Source organism: Roseibium sp. (genome assembly GCF_965216085.1).
Lineage (GTDB): Bacteria > Pseudomonadota > Alphaproteobacteria > Rhizobiales > Stappiaceae > Roseibium.
Genome location: NZ_OZ244138.1, coordinates 1,808,514 through 1,829,937 on the forward strand (window position 1 = coordinate 1,808,514; position 21,424 = coordinate 1,829,937).

Here is a 21,424-nt window from a genome sequence, read left to right on the forward strand (position 1 = left end):
CTCAATTTGAAGAGAGGACCCGGCAGGCTGAAGGAGCTGTGCCGGGCCCGGCGAAACTCAAAGATCCGCCATCGCTTTCTGCAGGTTCTCGTCAATCTTGTCGAGGAAGCCTGTGGTGGTCAGCCAGCCCTGGTCCGGGCCGACAAGCAGAGCCAGATCCTTGGTCATGTAGCCGCTCTCGACGGTCTTGATACAGACCGTTTCCAGTGTCTTGGCAAAGCGGGCCAGTTTGTCGTTGCCGTCAAGTTTCGCCCGGTGGGCCAAGCCGCGCGTCCAGGCAAAAATGGACGCAATCGAGTTGGTCGATGTGCTTTCGCCCTTCTGATGCTGGCGGTAGTGACGTGTCACCGTGCCGTGGGCTGCTTCCGCTTCCACTGTCTTGCCGTCCGGGCTCATCAGGACCGAGGTCATCAGGCCAAGAGAGCCGAAACCTTGGGCAACCGTGTCGGACTGCACATCGCCGTCATAGTTTTTACAGGCCCAGACGTAGCCACCGGACCATTTCAGCGCACTGGCAACCATGTCGTCGATCAGGCGGTGTTCGTACCAGATGCCGGCGTCGGCGAATTTTTCTTTGAATTCAGTCTCATAGATCTCCTCAAAGAGATCCTTGAAGCGGCCGTCGTAGGCTTTTAGGATGGTGTTCTTGGTCGACAGGTAACACGGCACCTTGCGGCCCAGCGCATAGTTCATCGAAGCGCGGGCAAAGTCGCGGATGGAATCGTCGAGATTGTACATGGCCATGGCAACACCGGAGGAGGGGGCGTCGAACACGTCCCGCTCGATCTCGGTGCCGTCTTCACCGACAAACTTGAGGGTCAGTTTGCCTTTGCCCGGGAAGGTGAAATCGGTGGCCCGGTATTGGTCACCAAAAGCATGCCGGCCAACGATGATCGGCTGGGTCCAGCCTGGCACCAGGCGCGGCACGTTCTGCATGATGATCGGCTCGCGGAAGATCACGCCACCGAGGATGTTGCGGATAGTGCCGTTCGGCGAGCGGTACATGCGCTTCAAGCCGAATTCTTCAACCCGGGCTTCATCCGGAGTGATCGTGGCGCATTTGATGCCGACACCGTGTTCCTTGATGGCGTTGGCGGCATCCACTGTGATCTGATCGTCGGTTTCATCGCGCTTTTGAACCGAGAGGTCATAATAGTGGAGGTCAATGTCGAGGTAGGGGTGGATCAGCTTGTCCTTGATAAAGGCCCAGATGATCCGGGTCATCTCATCGCCATCGAGTTCAACAACCGGATTGTCGACTTTGATCTTTGCCATGGAATGGTCCGCCTTACGATGGTTGGGTGGATAAAAAATTCGGATTTTCCTGGTGCTGTTGTACCGGAAAATTATTGTGTGCGCTCGTATACAATAATTTCGAAATAAGCAAGTGGGGGAAATGCGGAGAAAGATAGCTGGGGCATAACGGCTGCTCTAAAGTGAGCGTGGCTGAAGCCAAACTGAGCGGCAGGAAACAGCGGCGGTGCCCAAAAAAATCAATAAACGGGAAAGCTGTGAAAAGTGATGCCGCTCACCCTGGCTTTTTCCATTGCAGTTTTGGCGGCATCAGACAAAAACGTTCCATGGTGGACGTGCTTATCTCTCCAGGCGTGACGCGCGCCGATCGCGGCCTTGCTGAAGGCAAAATCACCGGTCTCAGGCTTCCAATATATTTGTTCAAATGTCGCCGTCGTGCTCTCCCGGTCCATTGTGTCCAGGCGGTTACAGATGTTGAAGAAATACATCTGCCGGGCAGGAGAGTCGTCCTTGTAGACGACCTCAATCGGAAAGAACTGATGCACTTCCGGCTCCAACCCTTCGATAATGTCCTTGAATGTGTCTGACACCACGATCAAACCTTGCAGAATAAACACATCATAAGGGGGATGTTTTTTGCTACACCATTCAATGCGCGTCGGCACGTGATCGGCTTTGACGGCCCGGCCGGAATACAAGCGCCCCGGCTTGAACTGGGGATTGTGCCCTTTCTCGGGCGTAGTATCGACATATTGTATTTTGCTTGAATCGCCATCCAAGATATGGCGCTCCACGATAAAACCCGCGACTTCTTTAAAGCCGAAGCTCCACACAACATCGTTTGTCATTGTCTTGTCCTCATGCTGTTTTGCCCCGGCTTGAGCCGGGCCTTTCAGCATCTCTGGCGCGATTTGGTTGGAGGCAGAGGCTCACACATGTTCTTCTTTGGTCGCCTTGATCAAAGCGGCGTTGAAATACCGCAAGCCCCGTACATGCCGGGCGGTGCCGATGATCTTTGTGGCATTGCCCTTGCGCACCACCGGCAGAGATGACTTTCCGCAGGCGTCAAAACTCTTTAATGCGCTTTCGAGACTATCAGTGTCGTGCAAATAGGGCCCGTCGGTGCCGGGATTGAATTTAAGCGCGTCCGGGTCTTCCTCTTCCGGCGGTGGATCCATGAAGTCGCGCACTTTGACGGTTTCGCTGAGGAGACGGTGTGCACCTTCATTGACGAAACACCCGCGCATGCCGAGCTGCCAATGGAAATAGGATTTACCGTGCACCGCCTGGGTCAGGCCAGTGGCGATTGATACTGCCAGCAGCAGGGCAATCGACAGCGCATACCCACCGGTCAACTCGAAGACGATCATTGTGGTTGAGACCGGCGCCCCAAGAACTGCGGCAGCCACGGCGCCCATCCCCAAAATGGCATATAAGCCGTGGCTAGAGGCCATTTCCGGAAAAACGGATGCTGCGATCAAGCCGAAGGCGCCGCCCGTCATCGCTCCGAGGTAAAGGGCTGGCGAGAATATTCCACCGCCAAATCTTGACGCCAGAGTGATCGCCGTTGCCGCCGTCTTGACCACCAGAAGCGAGAGAAGCGTAAAAAGCGGAAGTTCATGTTTGAGTGCCAGGTCTGTCGCTTCGTAGCCAACTCCAAGAATGCCCGGAAAGAAGATCCCAAGGGTGCCAACAGCCAGCCCGCCGAGGACCGGGCGCAACCACAAGGGCATGGTGATGTTGCGCGCAGTCCAGTCAGTGCCGATCAAGGCAAACTGGAAGATAATGGCCACGGCAGCACAGGTCAGCCCCAGAAGGGCGAAGGCCGGGATTTCCAAATAAGAGGTGATCTCATATTGCGGGATCACAAAGGCGGCCACATCGCCGAACCACCAGCGCACCAGCAGCGTGCCCATCACCGAGGCGAGCACGATTGGGACAAAGGCGGACACCGCATAGTGCCCAAGGATCACTTCATGCGCGAACAACACGCCGGCGATGGGGGCATTGAACGAGGCAGACACGGCGCTTGCAACCGCACACCCGAGCAGTACACGCCGGGCGGAGTCGGGAAGGGATAATTTTTCACAGACTGCGGCGCCCACAGTGGCCCCGAGATGCACAACGGGACCCTCACGGCCGGCACTTGCGCCGCAGCCAAGGGAAATCGTGGTGACAAGACCGGACCAAAGGCCAGCCCGAAGCGGCAAACCCCGGCCGCCATACGCGCGGGCCTCAATAACATCGGCGACACCGCCAGCCCGTTGATAGGGGTGAAACTTGTGCAGGATCCAGCCAACCGCCAGACCGCCCAAAGCCGGGGCCAACAGGATGACCCACCAGGGTTGGGCTGCCGCAGCCTGCATGGTCAGTTCCGTGGTTGTCCTGAGCCAAGGCCATTGGAACAGACCGATCATGGTCCGGAAGATGATGGCGGCAGCTGCAACCAAAACACCGATGATGATGGCGAGCAGCCAAACAATGTGAAGACGATTGGACCGGTACTGGCGCACGTTGGGCGTGATCCAGCTGATCAGGATGTCAGGCAGTTGCCAGGCGGTCTCAATGATTTTGCGCATTCGTTCGGCCCGCTGCGAAACGGCACGTTTCTTAGTTTCTGTGCCAGTTTCACCCGAGTCGCGCGCAATGAATAGGCCTTCTACGCCGGTAAATGGCCTAAATCACTGTAATTTGCGCTGAAATCTTGTTCGTTAGGCCTTCTTTTTGATCTCAATGTGCCGGCCCGCCCGTTCCGGACGGGGCAGGGAACTTTGAGCATCGGCAAGTGATTGAATGTTTGCCAGAATGTCTTCTGGCCATGGGGCGACTTTTCGGGCGCCCATATCCACATGAAGGCACAGCTGTTCGGACGTCGCCGACAGCCAGCCTTCCTCCGCGTGGTACAATTCTTCATAAAAATGGGCACGCTTTTCGTCAAAATCGACCAGCTGCAACCCGACTTTAACCGGCATTCCAGCGCTGAGCTCTCGCACGTAGCAAACATGCGCTTCGGCGGTAAAAAAGGACGCGTTGCGTTCTTTAACGTAGTTGGGACCTAAACCCAGCATTCCGAACACATGATCACATGCCTGATCCAAAAGGACATTGTAATAGGCCATATTGAGATGGCCGTTATAATCAATCCATTCGTCCTTGACGGTCATGATATCGCTCATAACCGGCTCCGGTTTCCACGAAATTGGCATGAAGTACTCCCGCAATTGCGCCCAATTCTCGGTATAAATACCGTTGGCCAATGATCATTATCTGTATACCACCGCTAACATAAGTGCAGATTGTGGGTGAGGAAAAGCTGCACAAAGGGGGGAATGCAATGGCTGAAGTGGCCCGAACAACTGAATCTAATAACAATGTGGACGCCGTTGTTGAGACGCTGAAAACGCGCTTCGGCGATCGATGCGCCACGTCCGCTGCACTGAGAGAGCAGCACGGCCACACGACCACTTGGATTAAAACCCAGCCGCCTGATGCCGTTGTGTTCGCACAGACCACCGAAGAAGTTTCTGAAATCGTCAAACTCTGCGCTGAAGCCAAAGTGCCGGTGATTGCCTATGGCACCGGAACCTCGCTGGAGGGCCATGTGAATGCGCCTGAGGGCGGTATCTCCATTGATGTCAGCGATATGAACCGGATTCTGGAAGTGCATCCGGAAGATCTTGATTGTGTTGTGGAAGCTGGTGTGACCCGCAAACAGCTCAACAGCTATATCCGTGACACCGGCCTGTTTTTCCCGATCGATCCGGGCGCTGATGCCAGCATTGGTGGCATGGTGGCCACCCGGGCGTCCGGCACCAATGCGGTCCGTTACGGCACCATGAAAGACGCCGTTGTCGCGCTGACCGTGGTGATGGCGGATGGATCCATCGTACGGACTGGCGGGCGGGCAAAAAAATCTTCGGCAGGCTATGACCTCACCCGGTTGATGGTCGGCTCAGAAGGCACGCTTGGCATCATCACAGAGATCACCTTGCGTCTGCATGGCCAGCCGGAAGCGATTTCCGGGGGTGTTTGTCCGTTCCCGGATGTTCAATCGGCCTGCAATGCGGTCATCACGACCATTCAGATGGGGCTTCCTGTTGCCCGGATCGAGCTGCTCGACAGCCTGCAGGTTCGCGCCTGCAACCAGTATTCCAAGCTGGACCTGCCCGAAACGCCGACCTTGTTCCTGGAGTTTCATGGCTCGGAGGCAGGTGTAAAAGAACAGTCGGAGATGTTTTCTGCGATCGCCGAAGAGCTCGGCGGTGGACAGTTTCAGTGGGCAACGGTTGCGGAAGACAGGACAAAACTCTGGGCCGCGCGGCATGATGCCTATTGGGCTGGAAAGTCGCTAAAGCCAGATGCTGATATCATGGTGACCGACGTCTGCGTGCCGATTTCAAGGTTGGCTGATTGCGTTCTTGCGACCGCGGAAGACATTGCGGCCGAAGGACTGCTGGCGCCGATCGTCGGTCATGTCGGTGATGGCAATTTCCATGTCCAAATCCTGGTGGATCTTGAAGACCCGGGACAAGTAAAGAAGGCGAAAGGTTTTATTGAACGATTGTCTTTGCGAGCGATTGATATGGGCGGCACATGCACTGGCGAACATGGCGTTGGGCAGGGCAAGCGGAAATACATGCAGCGGGAACACGGCAATGCGCTTGAACCGATGCGAGCCATCAAACGGGCCCTCGATCCGGACAACATCATGAATCCTGGTAAAATTCTTCCGTAAAATTTTGAAAATAATGAATTTTTCGATCTGAGCGGTATTCTGAAATTGTCCGGTAGTCGGTTTTTGGACTAAGACACCGGACAATTTGCCCGATTCTTACAGCGCCGGATGCGCATCAGTCATGATATTGTAGCGAATCGGATCAATAACCGCTGATGTCGCGCCGCTATTCAGCATTTGGTTTGCGTATCGCCTGCCATGCGTTAAATCAGGGGGAGATACATCTATTTCGGCTGAACCTTAAGGAGATACAGCCTGAACTCGGTTTACATTACTTTTGGGATTGCAGTGGTTCTGGTGCTGATCACAGCACTGGTCGGCCCATTTTTCATTGATTGGACCATTTACCGGTCGACCTTTGAAACATACGCAAGCCGGGTGCTGGGGCACCGCGTGACCGTGCTCGGAGAGGCGGATCTCCGGTTGCTGCCTGCGCCTTATATCCGGTTTTCCGATGTCCGGGTTGGCGAAGCGGAAGACCCTCTGCTGGTGGTCTCCCGTTTCGATATGCGGTTGGAGCTTCCACCTCTGTTGAAGGGCGAATTCCGGGTCATAGATATGGCGCTGGAGCGGCCTCATCTCACATTGTCTCTTGACGAGGCGGGGCGTCTTGATTGGCTGACAGCCGTTACGGCAGATGGCGCGCTTGCAAAACTGCCGCCGGAGGATGTTGCCCTTGAGAAGGTGACGATCCGTGATGGGGCGGTTTCCGTGATCGATGCCCGGACTGGAGAAACTCACCAACTCGATAACGGCAATCTGTCTGTCAGTGCGCGGTCTTTGGCCGGGCCGTTCCGGGCAGATGGCAGCCTGACATTGAACGACAAGGCCTACACGGTCAGTTTTGCTTCTGGCCGCATCCGCAATAATGAAAGCCTGCGTCTTAAGGGCGAAATCACGCCGACAGATTGGCCGGTCAACTTTAGCTTTGACGGTGCCCTCAGTGAAACCGATGCGGCGCCGAAATTCGAAGGCACATTTGATATCGCGTCAGTTCTTCTGGACGAGGCCAGTTTGAACACGTGGTCAGTCGAAGGAAGTTTTGCCGCAGACATTGCCGAAGTCTCTGTGCCTGAGTTCGAGTTCCGCTTTGGGCCGGAAGAAAAACGGCTCAGCATGGCCGGCAAGGCTGGCCTGATTTATTCCGGCGACAAACGGTTTGAAGTCCGGGCCAAATCCAAACAGATTGATCTCGACCGGCTGCTGGGCGGCGGGCCGCAAGCGCCGGTGGAAATCAACGATGCCGGCAAGCAGCTTGTGGCCGCACTGAAAGCAGTCCCCTTGCCTACCATTGAGGGGGCGTTGTCGTTTGATGTGCCAGCCTTGGTCGCCGGTGGTGGCATCGTTCAGAACGTGCGCCTGGATCTGGAAACCATGCTCGGCGGCTGGCGGATTGCCCGCCTTGCCGGACGGTTGCCCGGGCGCACCACAGTTGCGACACAAGGCGATCTGGGTCTTACGCCCGCGATGACCTACCGGGGCGCCGTCTCCGTCAAATCCGATCAACCGGCCTCTTTTTTTAGCTGGTGGCAGCGCCAAGAGACAGGGTCCTCCATTTTGGAACCGGTTTCGGTCGAAGGACGGTTGAACCTGGTTCCGGAAGGCGCGGCTCTCGACAACTTGAGGCTCACCGTGGCTGGGGCCGAAGCCCGCGGTGGACTGGCTTACCGGCGGCCGCGGACCGGAAATCCGGAGTTCTCCTTGTCGCTGGATGCAGACGTGCTCGATCTCGATCAGATTGACACCATGACCGCACTGGTCCGGCCTTTGACGGCGGGCAGATCTGCCAACAATGGCGGGGCCGAGGCGGGGCAGGATTTGAATGTTTCCGTCCGCTTGCAGGCCCGTGAAGTTCGTGGACGCGGTGTTGAAGGCGAAGGCCTTGCCTTTGAAGCGGAATACTCAGACGGCAATGTCCGGATTGACCGGCTCTTTGCGGCCGATCTGGCTGGCGCCCGTATTGATGTCAAAGGGGACGTGAAGGATCTGCTATCGGCGCCCAAGGGGGCAGTGTCCGGCACATTGGATGCGCGCGATCTCTCGGGCCTGGTGGCACTCACCAAAGGCGTGTTCCCAGAAGCTGGGTTCGCCGATAGGCTGGAGCGGGCTGCAGGTGTTTTGGTTCCCGCGAAATTTGATGCGTCCTTGCAGGCAGCCGAATTCGCTGACGGTACGGATCTGTCCATTGACCTGAAGGGCACCGCCGGCGGTACCGACGTTGTGACCATTGCCAGCCTGAAAGGCCGGGTGGATCAATGGCGGGATGCGAATGTGGGCCTGTCCATCTCTATGAACGGACCTGAGGGCGGGGCAGTTCTGCAGCAACTCGGCTTCGATGTTTTGCCGGTTGACGCCATCGGGACTGCCAGGATCACTGGCAAACTCGAGGGTGTTCCGAGTGAAGGCATGACGGTTTCGAGCTCCGTTGCCCTGGGCGAGACCTCTCTGCAAGCAAATGGAACTGTGACCCTCAAGAAGGGCGAAGAAGCCAGTTACGCATTGACCGGAGAATTGAAAACAGCCGATCTGACACCTCTTGCGTTGCTCACTGGACGGGTGTTGCCGGTAATGGCGGGCGATTTGCCGGCCACAATCAGTGGAACGCTTGAAGGGGTTGGAACCAGCTTGGCCGTGCCGTCATTGACAGGCACGTTCCGGAATGTGCGGTTTGATGGCCGTCTTGAAGGCGATTTGAAGCCTGTGCCAGGCGAACGGAACCGCCGCTTCTCTGGCGAGCTGCAGGTTAGTCAGCTGGACGTTCGGGCCTTGAGCGAATTGGTGCTCGGTCCCGATCAATGGTACTCCCTCGGCGATGGCAGCAGCATTTGGCCGGTGGCCTTTTTTGGTGCTCCGCTTCTGGATGATCTGGATCTGACGCTGGATCTGCGCGCAGGCGAAATGTTGGTCGATGACGATACCGCAATCCAATCGGCGCGTGCCGAACTGCGTCTCACACCCGTTCTCATGCGCCTTGATGGTCTCAATGGAACGTATTCCGGCGGTAATCTGGAGGGGAATCTCTCAATCCGCCGGTCAGATGCGGAAGGCGCGGCGTCTGGGCGGGTTAAGCTGACAGGCGCGGATTTGCGGCAGCTGGCCTGGCGTCCGGAGGGGCGTGCTGTTGTCTCAGGGACCGGAGATCTGTATCTGGAATTTGAAGGTATTGGCCGGTCGATTTCTGCGATTGTGTCTGGCCTCAATGGTGGCGGCACCTTCACCCTAAAAGAAGGTGATGTCCGCGGACTAAACCCTCAGGCCTTCATGCAAGTCACCCGGGCTGTTGATGCCGGACTTGATCTTCAAGACGACAAGATTGCTGAGGTTTTTGTCAACCACATGGCGGCTGGCAACCTGCCTTTCGAGAAGGTGGAGGGCACGCTGACGCTGGTGGGCGGACGATTAAGTGCACGCAATGTAGTGGTTGATGCAGAAAAGGCCGAGGTTTTCGGGTCTGCCCAGCTCGATCTCAACACCTATGATCTGGATGCCGATTTCTCTCTGAAGGTGGATCCCGGTGAAAATGCTGTCACGGGCGCGGAACCGCAGATCGGGCTCCTTTTCAAAGGACCTGTGGAAGCGCCGGAGCGCAGTGTCGATATCACACCGTTTACCGCTTACCTGACCCTGCGCGCATTTGAACAGGAAGTGGAGCGAGTGGAGCGTCTGCAGGCAGAAATCCTGGAGCGGGACCGGCTGACCCGGGAACTCAAACGCCAGGCTGACGCTAAAGCCCGGCGCGAACAGGAAGCGATTGAAGCAGCTGCCGCTGCGGAAGCTGCAGCCCAGGCAGCAGAAGAAGAACGCTTGCGCTTGGAGCAGGAACAGCTTGAGCGTCAGCAGCGGGAACAAACACAAAGCCAGGAGCGGACACGCGCCACCCCGGATGATGCACCTGTTGAAGAAGCCACCGTCAGTCCGGCCCGCGCGCCCGCCGAACCCCAGGTGCCGCTGACGGACCGGATCCGGGCGGTTCTGGATGCCTCAAACGGCGATTTGAATGTCTCGGGGAATGTGTCACCACCCGGCACCAAACCCGGATCAGACCTGCCGCCACTGGATGGGCCAATCACCATCGATGATCTTTTGAGTGGCCAGTTCAGCATTCCCGCCGGGCAGTGATTATTCTCGTCAGGCACAAGCCTATTTCGACAGGGACAGCTGCAGTGTATGAAGTGATGCCGAACCTTCTCAGGCTGCATCATAACTTCCAATTTTTTTAGTGATGAGATGATTGCGCTCGCTTTAACACCCATACCCGAATGGCAGACGACAGCGGCTCGTCCGGATCTCTGGTGTCGTCGATCTCGGCGATCAGGCTGGCGAGGGAGCGCTTTTCGGCGTTAACGGCACTGTCGATGACTTCCCAGAATTCCGGTTCCAGGGCCACGCTGGTGCGGTGGCCGTGCAGGGAGACGGATCTTTTGTGAAGCGCCATTTTTTAGTCAGTCGTCGCCGGGATCGCGGCTGGTTTCAGCCTTGTCTAGAAGATGACCGTCGACTTGCTTTTCCAACGTCTCCCGGCGCCGACGGGCGGCGTCCCGCTCGGCTTTGCTGCGGCCGTATTTCTGGCGGTTGTCAGCAGCAGTCTTTTCCTTGTCCTGCCGCTGTTTTTGTTTGCGCGCCTGGCGCAGATTGACGATCTCGGCGCTCATGTTGGCTTCCTGAAACTCAGGTCTTTTTGCGGAATGCGTCCAGGGAGACAACCTCGCCGCCGCCATCTCCGTCTTCGGAGCTGGTCTCTGACTTTTCTGATTTGTCCTCGGCAGCAGCAGCGTCGTCGTCCTGCTTGTTGTCTGCCTTGATGACTTTTTCCGCGGTTTCCTGCTCGGCCTTGGCAAGTTCTTCAACGGCTTCCAGAAGATCTTCCGGCAGCTCTTCCGCTGTTTTGCCCGGATCGAACTCCAGGGCGAACTGAACGGACGGGTCAAAGAAGCCTTTGATGGCGGAGAAGGGCACGAGAAGCTTTTCTGGAACACCGCCAAAGGACAGGCCGACTTCAAAGGCGTGTTCGCCAATGGCCAGATCCCAGAACTGGTGCTGCAGGACGATAGTCATCTCCTGCGGATAACGTTCTTTCAGCCGCTGCGAGATTTTCACGCCCGGGGCTGTGGTCTCAAAGGCGATGTAAAAATGGTGATCGCCGGGAAGCCCGGTGCGGCCGACCTCCGCAAGGATTTTCTTGACGGCACCACGCAGGGCGTCCTGGATCAGAATATCGTATCGCAACAGGTCTTCAGACATCGTGTTCAGTCGAATCTCGCTTGGAATCTCATCTCAGAAAAGCACATCAGCGGGTCAGGTTCAAAGCCGAAAGGCCCTTATCCAAGGATAGCGGATTTTGGCAGCCGCCGCGACGTTCTAACTTGGCTAACTTTCTGAGAAACGGCCGGAGGGTGAATTCAGTGAAGGCTTCTGTTGCCAGGTGCCTCCGAACCCCGCCTGAAGGGGCTAACCAACAGGACTTAGTGGACTACCGGAACCGCATTACGCAGCTACAGCGTTGTCCATAGCAGTGTTGTCATTTGCAACTACTGAATTAGCCCGATAACGGTGGTACAATGCCGAGCAAAAGCACAGTCTTTACGCCCTCGTCGATCCTATTTCGCCCCCGCCGAAACCCATGAGATTTCAAGAGCTAAGCCTCATGAGCTTGGGTGGAGGCGCCGGGTACCGCCCCCGGGTCCGATAGGTTTATTACACTGACAGTTTATTGCCATAGCTGGCGAACCAGCCCTGGAGATATAGGCACTTTTGGTCTGAATTGAAAGGGCTTTCAAAGTTCGAGGCGCCTTGGCGGGCTAAGATCATCCACAGGCGCATGGCCGGTTCTGTGGCCGGAGCTGGGGAAAGTCCGGGGGAGGGGATGCGTTTTTGCCAGAATCTGCCAAGTTAGAACAACGTGACTGACAGCGGAAAAGGGCGCACATCGTGCAGCAGTATCTGGATCTCTTGGCAAAAATCCTTGATGAGGGCGTTGACCGTGGCGACCGGACTGGAACCGGCACCCGCTCGATCTTCGGCCACCAGATGCGATTTGATCTATCCGAAGGCTTTCCGCTGGTCACCACCAAGAAACTGCATCTGCGCTCCATCATCCATGAGCTCTTGTGGTTTATCGCCGGCGACACGAACATCGCCTATTTGAAGGAAAACGGCGTCAAGATCTGGGATGACTGGGCGGATGAGAATGGCGATCTCGGCCCGGTCTACGGCTATCAATGGCGGTCCTGGCCTGCGCCCTCCAAAGACGGAAGCGGCGAGTCGATTGATCAGATCGCAAAAGTGCTGGAGATGATCCGCAATAGCCCTGAAAGCCGGCGGTTGATCGTCTCGGCGTGGAATCCGGCCTTGGTCGATGAAATGGCGTTGCCACCCTGCCACGCGCTGTTCCAGTTTTATGTCGCTGACGGCAAGCTCTCTTGCCAGCTCTACCAGCGCTCTGCCGATGTCTTTTTGGGTGTGCCTTTTAACATCGCGTCTTATGCGCTGCTCACCATGATGATCGCGCAGGTGACGAGCCTGAAGCCCGGCGATTTTGTGCATACGCTCGGCGACGCCCATCTTTATGCCAATCATTTCGACCAGGCCCGCGAGCAGCTGACCCGGACCCCGCGCGCTCTGCCGCAGATGAAGATGAACCCGGCCGTCACCGACCTCTTTGCCTTCAAATACGAAGATTTTGAGCTGACCGGTTATGATCCACACCCGCACATCTCTGCGCCGATTGCGGTTTAAATCGGGAAATCCATTGGAACCTGGTACCTGATAGCGTTTGATCGCCTCGGCTGAAGCAGACTTAGAGTTTTCTGCCGGTCACATATTCATAGCCATCGAAAATGAGTTGCAGCACCACATCGGCTTCCTCAGAAGAGCGCGGTGTATAGAGCAGGACAAATCCAGCCCATCCTGGACGGTGAGACCATGGGTGGAAATCGGCCCAACCTGCTTCGACCGCTTCTTTAGCCCGGTCCGGCGAAAGAGAAATATGCAAGCTTCCATCCGGATGTATGTGCGCAAATTCCCGGCCACCGACAATGGCTTCCGGATGCGCAAGTTCGATTTGCTCTGATATCCAAAACCCCTTTGCACCGGGAAGGGAAATCACTGTTTTGCGAATTTCCACCCCGGGGAGTGTGGCTGTTTGGCGCACAAGTTGGTCTGAGAGCTCCGGGACCAATTCTGCACCGATTTGAATATGTGGGACTTTGTTCGTTGTTCTGGCGCCGGGGCCATCGCGTTGGGGCAAGTCAGCTGCAAAAGCCCGGGTGGTGCTGGCGGCAATTGCCAGCGCCACCATGATACTTGCAATTCGTTGTCTTCGGATCGCCATGTGCCCTCAATCATGAGACTGGAATAAAACGTTCCGCCGATCAGCCTGCTGATTGAACTGCGACTGATCGACGGTAAAGCCACAAAGTTTCGAAGAGCACCTGCACGTAAGAGGTCGGATGGGGCCGTGTGCGGTTGTTGTTATTCGGTCTCGCGAAACTTCTTGTGGCAAGCGCTGCAGGCTCCACCGACTGCGCCGATGTTGGCGCGGACCTGATCCAAGCCAGACCCGGCAACGTCTGCCATCGTGGTCGCGGCAGTCACAAGGGATTTGTGAATGTTGGCGCTTTCAGGATACGTCGTCCAAGCTTCTGCCTTTGCCCTGGTGGCGCCAGGGAGCGCTGTGCTGTCAGAGCCTTGAGGCCAAGCCGAGCCGAGGTTTAAGGTCGCCAGGCTTAGGATGTTATCGGCCGCAGTTTTTGCAGCCTCCGGATTGTATTCGGCGTCTCCTTTTGCCATGGCACCGAGTTGCCCAAGGTTCCAGGCATATAAGGACATAAGTGCCTTGCGGGCCTTGATGGCGTTGTCGAATTTTCCGTCTGCGAATGCGGAGCCTAGTCCGATCACAGCCATGATCGCGAGAGAACATGTTAGCTTAAAAATGTATTTCATTGAGCACTCCAAGCTGTGCAGTATTGAACACCTGAAATCTGTCATGATTATATTTTCCGGTAAATTTGGAAAAATCGGCCAGGAGGCTGTGCGCTGATGCACAAGGTTCATTGGGATGATCTTCAGTATGTCCATGCAGTCATCGAGCATGGATCATTGTCAGCTGCCTCACGCGCGCTCGGCGTGAATCATGCAACTGTGTTACGGCGGATCGCTCTGCTGGAGGCTGCTTATGACATCAAACTTTTTGAGCGCAGAAATGACGGCTACCGACTGCTGCCGGAGGGCCGGGCGCTTCTGGCTTCACTCAAGTTAATGGACCAGGCATCTGCCCGGATAATGAGAAGTCTGGCGCTCACGTCCAAAGGCATTGAAGGGAGCTTTCGTCTGGCCACAACGGACTCCATCGCGTGTCTGCAAATTCCGGGTTATCTGGAGCAGCTCCGCGCCGTTCATTCCAGCATCAATATTGAAGTCGTGGTTTCAAACAATCCAATCGACATGTCCTTATCCGGCGCCGAAATATTGATCAGGCCAGGAGGAGAAATGCCGCCGGATCTCAGCGGCATCCGCGCCGGTTCCATTGAGTTCTGCGTTTATGGGGCGCCCGATTATCTGAAAGAGGCCGCAGGTCTTCCAGCTAGGGATTTGAAGTGGTTAGGGGTCGCGCCACATTTTGCCCGATCGACCGCTGGCGAATGGCTATTCGCAAATGCGCAGACGAGTTTTGAGTTTTCTGCCGACAGCTTTCTGGCGTTGGCCAGCATGGCGGCCCGGGGACTTGGGGTGACAATGCTCCCCGATTTTATCGGCCGGCAGACTGAAGGACTTGTCGCGGTGGACAGAATGCCAACCGGACCGGAAACCGGTCTTTGGGTGGCAACCCATAAGGATTTCAGACGGCAATCCAACATCGAAACGCTTCTGAACTTCTTTGCCGAGGCGATCAAGGCGGATGATCAATTGGGTAGCTAGAAGACCCTGGTTTCAAATCCGACGTTTTTCCTTATGGGAGTCTTCAATTCACTTCAAACCAGTCCATCATGCCGGAGGCTGCGTGGCCGAGCATGTGGCAGTGGAGGAGCCATTTGCCCGGATTGTCGGCGACAAAGGCGATTTTGACCGTTTCGCCGCGCTGGGTGGTGAACGTGTCGCGCCAGTCTGGATGTTGCAGCTTTTCGCCGTTGCGCTCCAGAACCCGGAAATGGTGGCCGTGCAGATGGATCGCATGCGGGAAGGCTGTGTCGTTGGTGCTTTCTAGGATGATGGTTTCACCGCGTTTGGCTGAAAAGAACGGTTTCTCGCCCATGCCCGCCTGGCCGTTGAAGGCCCAGAAATCTCCGGCCTGGGCCAGCTCGCGCATGGAGAGCTCCTGACCGTTTTTTGTCGCTGATTGCATGCGGCCCATGGCGCCACCTGCCATCACCAGCGGCAAACTGCGCGCTTTGTTGAGATCGGGTTCCGGCAAGGCGTTGGCATTGGGTAGGCGCAGCGGATCGTCGTTTTTAGGCTCATTAGAAATTGTGAAATTGGCGAAGGTGTAGGGCTGTCCGGTCATCGTTTCAAACGGGACCGGGCCATCCCCGTCTGGCCGCATGACGAGATCCATGCGCTGAGCCGGGGCGAGTTGAATGGTGCCATCCACCTCTCTTGGGGAATCAAAGATCTGCCCGTCAAGGCCGATCAGCTGAGCGCCAAACCGAGACGGTGCCAAATCCAAGATGCGGGACGCCGACATGTTGATTAGGCGCAGCCGGTGCCAGCGGCCTTTTTGTACCGGGATATCCGGCATGTTCTGGCCATTAATGGTGAGCCAGTTGCCGAGCCGGCCGGCATGGGAAAAATCATGCATAGCCCCGAAACTTGCCGTATCAAGCACGCCGTTGTCATCAAGACGCCAGTCCGACAGGGCAAGGGTGATGTCCGTATCCGGTTCGAAAGTTGGTTCGTCTTCTTCAACGATTAGAGGTCCGGCTAGGCCACGCGGAACCTGGTTCCAGCTCATATGATGGGCATGGTACCAATAGGTCCCGGCATCCGGCACGACGAATTCATAATCAAACGTTTCGCCGGGCTGAACGGCGGATTGCGTCAGCCCAGAAACACCATCCATGGCATTGTCGATGCGGATGCCGTGCCAATGAACGGAGGTTGGCTCCTCCAGGCTGTTTTTAAACCGGACCTTCACCCACTCGCCGCGTTTGACGCGGATTTCCGGACCGGGCAGCTGGCCATTGTAAAGCCAGAGATCAGAAAGCCCGCCTTCGTTGCCGTAGAGCCGGCCCTTGCCTTTGACCGCTTCCAGCTGGAAGGCACCGCCTCCAGTTTTTGCCATTGCAAATCGCGGCAAACTTGTGGAGGCTAAGCTGGCAACCGCTGTCTTGAGGAAATGTCTTCGGTTCATACAGTCTCCCGGTACTTAGGACGGCGATGTTCTACAGCAATGAAAACCATACATTCTGAGTGTATCAGATCATGGTCCACTTATCTGAGACAAGACACACACAACTTGAGCCTTCCGGCTGCTGGAAGGTCAAGACTGGTTTCCTCCCGGGTCATACATCTCTGCCTTCTGTTGGATGGTTTCTTGCTGTTCTATTGGCGCCCATAATCCTGATTGGTTCTTTGAATATGTCGTTTTCTCAATCTGCGGTATCGCTTTCACCGCACAGTTCTGCCGCCAAAAAACAAGGGTTTGATCCCAGAGTTGGTGAAAAACTTCAGGCCGGTGTCGAAGCTGGGCTGTTGCGGCATTTGCATGTGGTTCTTGCCGAGCGAGGTGGGGATGTCGTTCTGGAGAGCTATGGCGACGGCGAGGACGAAAACTGGGGCAGGCCGCTTGGAACAGTTTCCTTCAGCCCGGACACTTTGCACGATCTGAGATCGGTCACAAAAAGCATTGTCGGCCTTCTCTACGGGATCGCATTGGACAAGGAGCTGGTTCCATCGCTAGATACGCCAATCCTGGCGCAATTTCCCGAATACGAAGACCTTGCCGAAGACCCGGACCGGCAAAAACGCACGATAGAACATGCGTTGACCATGACGCTTGGCATGGAATGGGATGAAACGATTCCATACACCAGCACGAAAAACAGCGAATTGGCGATGGAATTTGCAGAAGACCGATTCCGTTTTGTCTTGGACCGGCCGCTCATCGAGGAGCCTGGAAAACGTTGGATTTACAGCGGCGGAGCTGTCGCTCTCATAGGTGAGATCCTTCAACGGGGGACAGGAAAAACCTTGCCTGAGTTTGCGCGCGACGTGTTGTTTGATCCCTTGGATATTGAAAAATTTGAATGGTCCGCTGGCCGGGACGGGGTTGCCTCCGCTGCGTCTGGTTTGCGGCTCAAGGCCTCTGATCTTTTGAAAATCGGCCGGTTGGTCCTCAACAAGGGGGAGTGGAACGGAACACGGATTGTCTCATCCAGTTGGATTGAGGCCTCGCTTTCCGTCAAGGCTGCAACCGATCAGGGCGTCAATTACGGATATCTGTGGTGGCTGGGCAAAGTGCCGGTTCAAACAATGAGCGGACCGGTTTCTTGGGCTGCCGGGTTCGGCAATGGGGGCCAGCGTTTGTTTGTCAGCCCGGAGGCCGATGTGACCGCGGTAATCTATTCGGGTCACTACAACAATTGGGACGCTTGGATCACACCGGCACGCGTTTGGAGCGAGATTATTTTGGCCAATCTCAAACTACGGTAAGGCCGCCGCGCTCGCATCTCTCATTTGGTTTTGTGGCTTTCGGCCAAGTCTCGGTACCAATGGGCGCTGTCTTTCAGAGTGCGGACCTGGCTGTCATAGTCGACATGAACGATCCCGAACCGCATGCGGTAGCCTTCAGCCCACTCGAAATTGTCCATCAGGCTCCACAAGAAGTAACCTTTGATCGGGATCCCATCGTTGATCGCGTTTGCTGTCGCCGATAGGTGCTTTTCCAGATAATCAATGCGCCGGTCATCTTTAACTTCACCGGCCACAGGTCCGTCGTTGTAACAGGCTCCGTTTTCCGTAATGTAGCAGGGCGGCAGAGCATAACGGCTGTAGAGATCTTTCAAAAGATCGGAAAGACCGTTCTCATCAACCTCCCAGCCGATATCGGTTTTTTCCGTGTTGCCATTGGGCGGGATTTGAATGGCCTGCGGGTAATCGGCCGACATGTCTGGATCGGCTGCGATCCGCCAGGGCGTGTAGTAATTCAGGCCCCACCAATCGAGCGGCTGGTTGATGATCTCAAGATCACCGTCTTCAATCGGCATCTTATCGCCAATCGCATCCAGAATGTCGGAGTGGTAGCGGCCGTTGAAGACTGGCGACATGTAAATGTCGTTGTGAAACAGGAACGCCCGTTCTGCGGCGGCGTTATCTTCGTCCGTCCCGGATGCTGGGTAGATGGAATAGGAATTGAGGACGAGCCCCATAGGTAAGTCCGGCCGCACAGACCGGGCGGCCTGCACCGCCTTGCCATGCGCCAGATTGAGCACATGCACGCTGGCGGCAAAGGCTTCCAGGCTTTTCTCGCCCGGGGCGTGAACGCCATACAGATGGCTCAAATGGCCGGCGCACCAAGGCTCGTTGATGGTTGCAAGCGCATCCATCCGGTCACCAAGCCGTTTGACGACGATCTCTGCATAGTCCGCTAAGGCATCTGCCGTGGACCGGGCCGTCCAGCCGCCATCGCCCATCAGCGCCAAAGGCAGATCCCAATGATAGAGTGTTGGATAGACCTTAAGGCCGCGTTTAATGAGACTATCAATCAGCCGGTCATAAAAATCGAGACCTTTTTCATTCACCAAACCGCGGCCTTCGGGCAAAATACGTGGCCAGGCGATTGAAAAGCGGTATGCATCAACGCCAAGGGATTTGATCAGATCCAGGTCGTCTTCCCAGCGGTGATAATGGTCGCAGGCGATATCACCAGATTGACCTTGGTAGACCCGGCCCGGCATTTTGGAAAACGCATCCCATATGCTGGGCTTGCGTCCTTCGTCACTGGCGGCACCTTCAATCTGATAGGCAGCCGTTGCCACACCAAATTGAAAATCCTTAGGAAAGCGCGCGGACAAAGCCTTGGGGGAGGTCATAAGGGTCTCGTTTTAAACCGGTGTGGAGTCCCTAGGCTATAGTATTCAAAGCGCTTTGAATCAAGGAATTCCGTGAATCTCTGATAATCGTATCCAAAGCGGTAATGCCGGTCTTATGCGGTCAGCGAGGCGGCCGGCAGCGCCGGTGCCGATGACAAGTCCGGTCTCAGAAATTGTTGTCCAGGCGGTAAGGCCTTTGTGCCGGGACAGGTCCGCATAATCGCTGTCTTTCGGAAATCCGCGTGGTGGTTTGACGAGATCCGGCCCGGGCACCTCAAACCCATCGCTTGAAAGTGCGGTGAGGATGCCGTTCAGTTCCTTGCCAAGGCCGGTGTCCAACTCTGACAGATACCGCTCAAGCACCGGCTTTGCGAACCGCATCGATCCGGCGCCAAGGCGGAGTTCTTTTGTTTCTATGGACAGGAAAAAACTGGGCGGCTGCGCCTGTTTACCTTCGAAGGCGGCATCCCTTGGCCAGAACGCCATACGCACATGGGTGTTATAGGGAATTTTGTCTTTCGAGAAGCGGAGATCCCGATTAATCCGGAACAGCTTTGAGCTGAACGTCTGGCCGGTTAGGTCAGTGAAGTGTTGCTCTAGGTCGTCTTGCAGAGCCAAGGATGGCCTTTTCAGGACGCTTTCATAGACCGTTTTGTTGCCGGCAAACCAATCCTTGGTGTTGTTTGCTTCGAGGTTTGCGAGAAAGTCGAAGCTCTCAGCAGAAAAGAACGCGGGTTCACGGTTCATGATGCGGTTGCCTTGCTCTTTTTGGCCTTAGCCACTTTAACTGGCAGAGTGCAGACGTAAGTACGGGCCATATCGATCCAGCCTTTAAGATCTTCATCCGATTGGACACCTTCAAAGGCAATTTCAATAAAACCGGGCATGGGCTGCCCAGTGGGCCGGCAAAGAGACGCGTAGGGTTTGGCGAGTGCGTCGGCTTCTTGGTCTTTTCCCACCCGGGCCATCAGTCCGTTTTTGGAAGCGCAGACCAGCATGTTGCCGTTGACCATAAAGCACGTGGCGCCGAACATGCGTTTGCGTTCCACATTCTGTTCCGGGATCAGATCTCCGATCCGTTCGATTAAAACTTCTTCCATCAACTCGGGCATAGTGCTGTTCCTTAAATTGAGTGTCCCGGTAAAGACGGAGCTGGGCGCACCGGTCCGACAGAAAGAAACCAAAAAATCTCACTCGTTTTTCTGGTCAGTCTCATGCTAGGAGCCGATGAGACAAAAGAAAATGGAACGGAGAGCCTGCATTGCCGGAAATCTTCATGATCGCCGCCGTTGCCAAAAACGGGATCATCGGTGCAGACAATGATATGCCCTGGCGCTTGTCATCCGACCTGAAGCGGTTCAAGGCTTTGACACTCGGCAAACCGGTTATCATGGGCCGCAAAACCTTCCTGTCCTTTGGTGGAAAACCGCTGCCTGGACGCCCGCATATCGTGATCTCGAGGGATCCGGAGTTTGCGCCGGAAGGCGCGGAGGCTGCACAATCTCTGGAAAGTGCGATAGAGCGCGCAAAGGAAATCGCGGCGGAAACATCTGCTGCGGAAATTGCCATCATTGGCGGCGGCCAGATTTATGCGCAGGCAATGCCGCTGGCCGACCGGCTGGAAATCACAGAAGTCGATGCAAATCCTTTGGGCGACACAAAATTTCCAGAAATTAACAGCGATATCTGGCAGGAAACGGAACGGGTTGCCGGTCAACAGACTGAAAAGGACACGGCTGGCTTTGCCTATGTCACGTATCGGCGGACATAAGCCTTGATGAGGCCAGACTTTATGGAGTGATGTGTGAGCAGCAAGCTTATTGGTGAGTGGAACAGTTTCGACGGCCTTAGCGCTCGGGACGTGCATGATCTGCTCAAACTGCGCCAGGATGTTTTTATGCTGGAGCAAGATTGCCTATTTCCAGAAATAGACGGCAAGGATCCCGAAACGGAGCATTTTTTCTTACGGGATACCGAGACCGGGGCACTCGCCGGTGCAATCCGTTTGTTTTCCGCGAGCGATAAAGAAATCCGCATCGGACGGGTCGTTGTGGCGCAAACTCATCGTGGTTTGGGTCTTGGCCGGGACCTGATGCTGGCAGGGATGGACCGGGCACGGCATTTGGCGCCGGCAGCAGATATTCATCTATCCGCACAGGCGCATTTGGAGAAATTCTATAAATCCTTGGGGTTCTCAACGATTTCTGAGGTTTACCTGGAAGACGACATTCCCCATATCGATATGGTCGCAACGCCTGGGGGGAGCCAATAGGTATGAGCGCAGATGCAGTTAAAGGCTGTGCTGAGCGAGGTTGACCTTTATACACATTGCGCCGCGGAAAAATGAATTAATCAAAGGGAGTGGAACCTTAGGCCGTGCGTTGAAAGCGGGCGGTAACCTCCCTATAAC

The 21,424-nt window shown here is 55.8% G+C and carries 20 protein-coding genes and 1 other RNA gene; 7 read left to right on the forward strand and 14 right to left on the reverse strand.

Translation table 11 applies throughout. From position 1 onward, the window contains the following. Positions 1–57 precede the first annotated feature (57 nt). The 4 genes from ACOOFE_RS08250 to ACOOFE_RS08265 form a co-directional block, all read right to left on the reverse strand. Positions 58–1,275 (reverse strand): NADP-dependent isocitrate dehydrogenase, encoded by a 1,218-nt coding sequence (locus ACOOFE_RS08250; protein ID WP_420414515.1) that lies wholly within the window; start codon positions 1,273–1,275, stop codon positions 58–60. A gap of 218 nt (positions 1,276–1,493) precedes the next feature. After that, positions 1,494–2,102: an imm11 family protein gene (locus ACOOFE_RS08255; protein WP_420414516.1), complete on the reverse strand. Its 609-nt coding sequence runs from the start codon at positions 2,100–2,102 to the stop codon at positions 1,494–1,496. Positions 2,103–2,183: 81 nt separating this feature from the next. After that, positions 2,184–3,833, reverse strand: coding sequence for a chloride channel protein (locus tag ACOOFE_RS08260; RefSeq protein ID WP_420414517.1), 1,650 nt, complete (start codon positions 3,831–3,833; stop codon positions 2,184–2,186). A gap of 132 nt (positions 3,834–3,965) precedes the next feature. Next, positions 3,966–4,460, reverse strand: coding sequence for a thioesterase family protein (locus tag ACOOFE_RS08265; RefSeq protein ID WP_420414518.1), 495 nt, complete (start codon positions 4,458–4,460; stop codon positions 3,966–3,968). A gap of 128 nt (positions 4,461–4,588) precedes the next feature. Between ACOOFE_RS08265 and ACOOFE_RS08270 the strand changes: the two genes are divergently transcribed. Next, complete coding sequence (locus ACOOFE_RS08270; protein ID WP_420414519.1) at positions 4,589–5,989, forward strand: FAD-binding oxidoreductase; 1,401 nt, start codon at positions 4,589–4,591, stop codon at positions 5,987–5,989. 297 nt (positions 5,990–6,286) lie between these two features. Next, positions 6,287–10,108, forward strand: coding sequence for an AsmA-like C-terminal region-containing protein (locus ACOOFE_RS08275; protein WP_420414520.1), 3,822 nt, complete (start codon positions 6,287–6,289; stop codon positions 10,106–10,108). Between the two features lie 97 nt (positions 10,109–10,205). Here the strand turns inward: ACOOFE_RS08275 and ACOOFE_RS08280 are convergent, their stop codons facing one another. From ACOOFE_RS08280 to ssrA, 4 genes are all read right to left on the reverse strand, one after another. Continuing rightward, on the reverse strand, positions 10,206–10,424 hold the full coding sequence (locus ACOOFE_RS08280; protein WP_420414521.1) for a ribbon-helix-helix domain-containing protein: 219 nt from the start codon (positions 10,422–10,424) through the stop codon (positions 10,206–10,208). 7 nt (positions 10,425–10,431) lie between these two features. After that, on the reverse strand, positions 10,432–10,641 hold the full coding sequence (locus ACOOFE_RS08285) for a DUF4169 family protein (RefSeq protein ID WP_420414522.1): 210 nt from the start codon (positions 10,639–10,641) through the stop codon (positions 10,432–10,434). 16 nt (positions 10,642–10,657) lie between these two features. Then, positions 10,658–11,230 (reverse strand): SspB family protein, encoded by a 573-nt coding sequence (locus tag ACOOFE_RS08290; RefSeq protein ID WP_420414523.1) that lies wholly within the window; start codon positions 11,228–11,230, stop codon positions 10,658–10,660. A 160-nt stretch (positions 11,231–11,390) separates the two neighbouring features. After that, positions 11,391–11,760, reverse strand: a transfer-messenger RNA (tmRNA) gene (ssrA, locus tag ACOOFE_RS08295). Between the two features lie 157 nt (positions 11,761–11,917). Here ssrA and ACOOFE_RS08300 point away from each other — a divergent pair. Next, positions 11,918–12,724 carry a thymidylate synthase gene (locus ACOOFE_RS08300; RefSeq protein WP_420414524.1) on the forward strand — a complete coding sequence of 269 codons (807 nt, stop codon included), beginning with the start codon at positions 11,918–11,920 and terminating at the stop codon, positions 12,722–12,724. A 61-nt stretch (positions 12,725–12,785) separates the two neighbouring features. On the opposite strand, the gene ACOOFE_RS08305 is transcribed toward ACOOFE_RS08300, so the two are convergent. Both ACOOFE_RS08305 and ACOOFE_RS08310 read right to left on the reverse strand, forming a co-directional pair. Further along, complete coding sequence (locus ACOOFE_RS08305) at positions 12,786–13,319, reverse strand: luciferase family protein (RefSeq protein WP_420414525.1); 534 nt, start codon at positions 13,317–13,319, stop codon at positions 12,786–12,788. A gap of 140 nt (positions 13,320–13,459) precedes the next feature. Next, positions 13,460–13,930 (reverse strand): c-type cytochrome, encoded by a 471-nt coding sequence (locus ACOOFE_RS08310; RefSeq protein WP_420414526.1) that lies wholly within the window; start codon positions 13,928–13,930, stop codon positions 13,460–13,462. A 96-nt stretch (positions 13,931–14,026) separates the two neighbouring features. On the opposite strand from ACOOFE_RS08310, the gene ACOOFE_RS08315 reads away from it, so the two are divergent. Further along, the gene (locus ACOOFE_RS08315) at positions 14,027–14,905 is read left to right on the forward strand and encodes a LysR family transcriptional regulator (protein WP_420414527.1); all 879 of its coding nucleotides are present in this window, start codon (positions 14,027–14,029) and stop codon (positions 14,903–14,905) included. A gap of 43 nt (positions 14,906–14,948) precedes the next feature. Here ACOOFE_RS08315 and ACOOFE_RS08320 read toward each other — a convergent pair whose 3' ends face one another. Then, a complete protein-coding gene (locus tag ACOOFE_RS08320) occupies positions 14,949–16,334 on the reverse strand; it encodes a multicopper oxidase family protein (RefSeq protein WP_420414528.1) in 1,386 nt (461 codons plus the stop codon). 227 nt (positions 16,335–16,561) lie between these two features. Between ACOOFE_RS08320 and ACOOFE_RS08325 the strand changes: the two genes are divergently transcribed. Next, positions 16,562–17,635 carry a serine hydrolase domain-containing protein gene (locus ACOOFE_RS08325; RefSeq protein WP_420414529.1) on the forward strand — a complete coding sequence of 358 codons (1,074 nt, stop codon included), beginning with the start codon at positions 16,562–16,564 and terminating at the stop codon, positions 17,633–17,635. Between the two features lie 20 nt (positions 17,636–17,655). On the opposite strand, the gene ACOOFE_RS08330 is transcribed toward ACOOFE_RS08325, so the two are convergent. Genes ACOOFE_RS08330 through ACOOFE_RS08340 form a run of 3 tightly spaced genes read right to left on the reverse strand, consistent with a single transcriptional unit; the run spans position 17,656 to position 20,126 of the window. Then, complete coding sequence (locus ACOOFE_RS08330; RefSeq protein ID WP_420414530.1) at positions 17,656–19,014, reverse strand: GH1 family beta-glucosidase; 1,359 nt, start codon at positions 19,012–19,014, stop codon at positions 17,656–17,658. A gap of 60 nt (positions 19,015–19,074) precedes the next feature. After that, complete coding sequence (locus ACOOFE_RS08335; protein WP_420414531.1) at positions 19,075–19,761, reverse strand: TIGR02453 family protein; 687 nt, start codon at positions 19,759–19,761, stop codon at positions 19,075–19,077. Then, positions 19,758–20,126, reverse strand: coding sequence for a TfoX/Sxy family protein (locus ACOOFE_RS08340; protein ID WP_420414532.1), 369 nt, complete (start codon positions 20,124–20,126; stop codon positions 19,758–19,760). Before ACOOFE_RS08340 ends, ACOOFE_RS08335 begins: the two co-directional genes overlap by 4 nt. Before the next feature lie 164 nt (positions 20,127–20,290). Between ACOOFE_RS08340 and ACOOFE_RS08345 the strand changes: the two genes are divergently transcribed. Continuing rightward, positions 20,291–20,785, forward strand: a complete 495-nt coding sequence (locus ACOOFE_RS08345) for a dihydrofolate reductase (RefSeq protein ID WP_420414533.1) — start codon at positions 20,291–20,293, stop codon at positions 20,783–20,785. A gap of 33 nt (positions 20,786–20,818) precedes the next feature. Beyond that, entirely contained in the window at positions 20,819–21,286 is a 468-nt protein-coding gene (locus tag ACOOFE_RS08350; protein WP_420414534.1) for a GNAT family N-acetyltransferase, read from the forward strand. Positions 21,287–21,424: the final 138 nt, after the last annotated feature.